Source organism: Anaeromyxobacter sp. SG17, from assembly GCF_022690695.1.
GTDB lineage: Bacteria > Myxococcota > Myxococcia > Myxococcales > Anaeromyxobacteraceae > Anaeromyxobacter > Anaeromyxobacter soli.
Window position 1 is genome coordinate 1 of sequence record NZ_JALCYX010000142.1, and the last position, 3,998, is coordinate 3,998.

General features: G+C 77.7%; 1 protein-coding gene. It reads right to left on the bottom strand.

Going from position 1 to position 3,998, the window contains the following annotated elements:
• Nucleotides 1-342 precede the first annotated feature (342 nt).
• On the bottom strand, nucleotides 343-3,998 hold a 3,656-nt coding region (locus tag MNY60_RS23380), incomplete at its 5' end, for a translocation/assembly module TamB domain-containing protein (protein ID WP_242362037.1).

Consider the following 3,998-nt stretch of genomic DNA (forward strand, 5'->3'; position numbering starts at 1 on the left):
CTCCAGGGCGTGCTTCGGGGCGAGCTGCGGAGGCGCCGTCGAGAAGTCCGCGAGCTCCCCGCGCGAAGTCACGCCGTCGCTGGGCCCGGTTTCGATACGGCGAGACGCTCGCCTGCTCCGACGCCTTCCCGCGTTCATCGGGGTCGAGCACGAGCGCTGCGCCGACCCCGTCGATGCCCCGAATCCGCCATGCGCACGGGAGCCGTGGTCGAAACACCCGCCGCTCGTCCGGCGAGTACCCGCACTTGTGACGAATGATGAGGGCGCAGCCCCCGTTCGAACATGGCTAAACGACAGCGTGATTCGCGTCACCGAAGGTGATCGCGAATCACGAACTGTCGTTTAGTAGTCCTTCGACCAGACGAGGCTCGCGCCGCCCGATCCCGACGTGCCGTAGCGCCCCTCCGCCGTCCAGCGCGGCGTGATGCGGTACTCGACCCGCATCTCGTTCTCGTTCTCGCCGCGCTCGACGTTCGCGTCGAACCGCCGCACGTAGCCGATGTAGACCTTGTCGGTGACGTACTTCCCGGCGCGCAGCGCGCCGGAGTCGAGGGCGACGGTGTCGAGGGGCAGCTTCTGGGCGACCAGGTTCTTGAACGCCTGGGTGGCGACGGCGCCGAGGGCGGCCTTGCCGGCCTCCTCTCCGGTGAGCGCGCCGACCTCTCCCGACCCGCGCTTGATCTCGGTGCGGCCGGTCGCGATGAGCATCGCGATCTGCCCCTCGTCCATCGGCGGCTTCGAGGAGAGCCGGATCTCGGGCTCGCTCAGCGGGCCGGCGACGGCCACGGTCACGACCGCCTCGGGGTTGTCGTAGGTCGCCTCGACGTCGAGCATCGCCGCGGCGGGCGGACCGCCGGTGAACTGGATCCGGCCGCGCGTGATGTCGAAGTGGCGGCCGCCGATCGGCTCCACGAACCCGCGCACGACGGAGACCTCCCCCGAGGCGTAGGAGCCCGCGCCGGCGAGCTCGTAGCGCACGTCCGCCTTCAGCTCGACGTTCTCGAGCGGGCTGTCGCTCTTCACGAACAGCTGGCCGGGCGCGACGACGTGCACGGCGAGCGTGAAGGGCTTCGCCCGCGGCGCGGCCGGGGCCCCGGCTGCGACCTCCGCCGCGGCCTCGGCGCGCTTGCGGCGCTCGCGGATGGCGCGCCGGCCGACGACGATGTCGTCGCGCTGCTCGAGCGGCTGGAGCGTGCGCGGGGTCCGCGACGGGAGGCGGACGGTGCCGCCCGGGACCTTCACCTCGAGCCGCAGCGCGTCCGCCGTGTAGGTCCCGGTCGCGTCGGCGCGGAGGTCGAGGTTCGCGAGCTCCTGCCCGTCCCGCGTGACGGTGAGCGTCTCGGCCCGGAGGTGCGCCTCGACCGGAGAGCTCGCCGACGCGAGGTCGTGCGCGAACCCCGAGACCTCGAGCCGTCCGCGGCCCCGCTGCGCGGAGAGCCGGCGCAGCTCGAGCGCGTCGTCGTTCACCTCGAGGTCGAGCAGGACGCCGGTCCACTCCCCGTACTCGGCGATCGCGAGCTTCCCGTCGGCGAGGAGGACCTTGCCGCGCGGTCGCGGCCGGCCGAGCGGGCCTCGCGCCGTGACGTCGGCGGTGAGCTTCCCCGAGGCGCTGCGCACGACGCCCGGCAGGAGCGCGGGCAGGACTCCCAGGTCGAGCCCCGTCGAGACGACCCGCGCGTCGAGCGGCGCCGAGCGCAGGGGTGGCCCGCCGGCGCCGAGCCCGAGCGGCGCCTCGAGCACGCCGCTCGCCTCCATCGTCCCGCCCGCCGCCGCGCGGAGCGCGACGTGCGCCTCGGTGCGGGCCCGCTCGTGGGTGGCGCGCACGGAGACCTCGCCGAGCGGCCGCCCGTCCACCGCGATCCCGCTCCCGCCGAGATCGATTCGCACCACCGGCGCCGCGAGCGTCCCTCCCGCCGACACGCGCCCCTCGACGACGCCCGCGAGCGGCACGTCCGCGCCCGCCGCCCGGGCGAGCTGCACGCGCGGGACGACCGCGTCGAGCGTGAGCGGCGTGCTCCGCAAACGCTCGGCGGCGAGGAGCCGCTCGAGGGGGGCCGCGAGGGATCCGTCGAGCCGGAGCAGCGCGTCTGAGCCGAGCGTGACCTGGCCCGTGACGCCGACCCGCGCCGCGTCGAGCGCGACCCCGACGGTCGCGCCCACCTCGCGGTAGCCCGCGAGCACCGCGTGCGCGAGCCCGACGGTCACGTTCCCGCGCGGCGCGCTGGCGGTGCCCGTGAGGGTCGCCCGCGCGTCGAGCGTGCCCTGGAGCTCCTCGGGGAGGCCGAGCACCCCGGCGAGCGCCGCGACGTCGAAGCTCGGGACGACGGCGCTCACCTCCACGGGCGCCCTGCGAAGGGCGGCGACCGCGTCGGCGGGACGGGCGACGAGCTCCCAGAGATCGAGCGGGGCGGCCGCGTCGAGGGCGAGCGCCGGGGCCCCGCCGTAGGTCGCGCTGGCATGGAGCGCGGCCCGCTCCCCCGGGTCCTCGAGCGTGAGCGAGATCGCGAACGGGCCGATGTCGCCGTACGACCCGCCCTCGAGCGACCCCTGGGCGGTGAGATGGGGCGCGCCGGCCGTCCCCTCCACCGTCACGTCCAGCGCGGCGATCCCCTCGAGGGACGAGGCGGCGCCCGCGGCCGCGAGCACGGGGGCGACCGGGAGCGCCTCCACCCGCACCCGCGCCGAGAGCCGCGCCGCCGGCGAGCGGTCGAGGGGCAACGGCAGGTCCGCGGTGACGTCCACGGCGCCGCCGCCCGCCCGCTGCACCGCGACCGAGACGGCGGCCCGTCGCCCCTTCCCGTCCCAGCTCGCGGTGCCCGTGGCGTCGAGGCCAGCGAGGCCGCGCACCGCGCCGCCCGAGAGCTCGAAGCGGGTGTCGAGCAGGGGCCGGCGGGTGGTGCCGGTCGCCCGCGCCCCGGCGGTGAGGCTCCCGGCGACGCCGAGGCCGCGCGGGATGACGCCGGGCGGGAGGCGCGTCAGGTCGACGCGGACGAGGTCCGCGCGCGCGTCGAGCGTCCCGCGCGCGCCGAGCCCTCCCTCGACGGCGACGCGCTGCTCGCCGGAGACGAGCTCCAGCCGGTCCACCGCGGGCCCCGCGAACCGGACCGTCGCCGGCTGCGTGAGCTCCCAGCGGGCGCCCGGGTACGCGAGCGCGAGGCGCGAGACGAGGACGCGGTCCCGGCGCGGGCCGAGCGTGCCGCGGGCCTCGACCGCGAGCGGCTGGTCGCCGACGGCCGGCAGCGACGCGGTCGCCGACACGACCGCCTCGTCCTTCTCGAGCCGCGCGCTCAGCACCACGCCGCGCGCGACGTCGTCGCTCCCCGAGCGCACCGCCGCGGCGGTCCCGGCGAGGTGCACCACCGGGCGCCGGAGGGGCCCGGCGGCGTCCGCCTCGAGCCGCACGCCGCGGAGCGCGAGCTCGCCGAGGCGCAGCGTCGGGGCGTCGGCCGTCGCGCGCAGCACCGGGGATCGCTCGGTCCCCGTGAGCGCCGCCTCCACCCGCGCCCTGCCGGAGAGCGCGGGGAGCTTCGCTCCGAGGAGCGCGCCGAGGTTCCGCATCGCGCGGCCGAGATCGGCGGCGTCCGCCGTGAGCTTCCCGGAGACCGCGCCGCCGGGGCGCCAGCGCAGCCCGCCGTCGAGCGCGAGCCCGGGGGCGCGCAGCGTGAGCCGGCGCACGTCGTACGCGCCGCCCTCGGCCCGCGCGACGAGCTCGCCCGGCCCGAGCTCGCCCGCGCGGAGCCGCGAGCGGGCGATGGAGACGACCGCGTCCCCCCGGAGGTCCTCGAGCCCGCTGCCCGAGAGCGCGCCGCGCCCGGAGAGCGTCACCTCGCCGGCGGGCGCCGCCGCGTGGAGGCCGGAGGGATCGAGCCGGTCGACGGCGACGACGAAGCCGAGCGCGCGCGGACCGGCGAGGCGCAGCGCGACCGCGGCGTCGCCGCGCCCCGGCCCGGGCGGCGCCGCGGGCCCGCCGGCGTCGGCGCCGGGCTCGACGTGCGCGG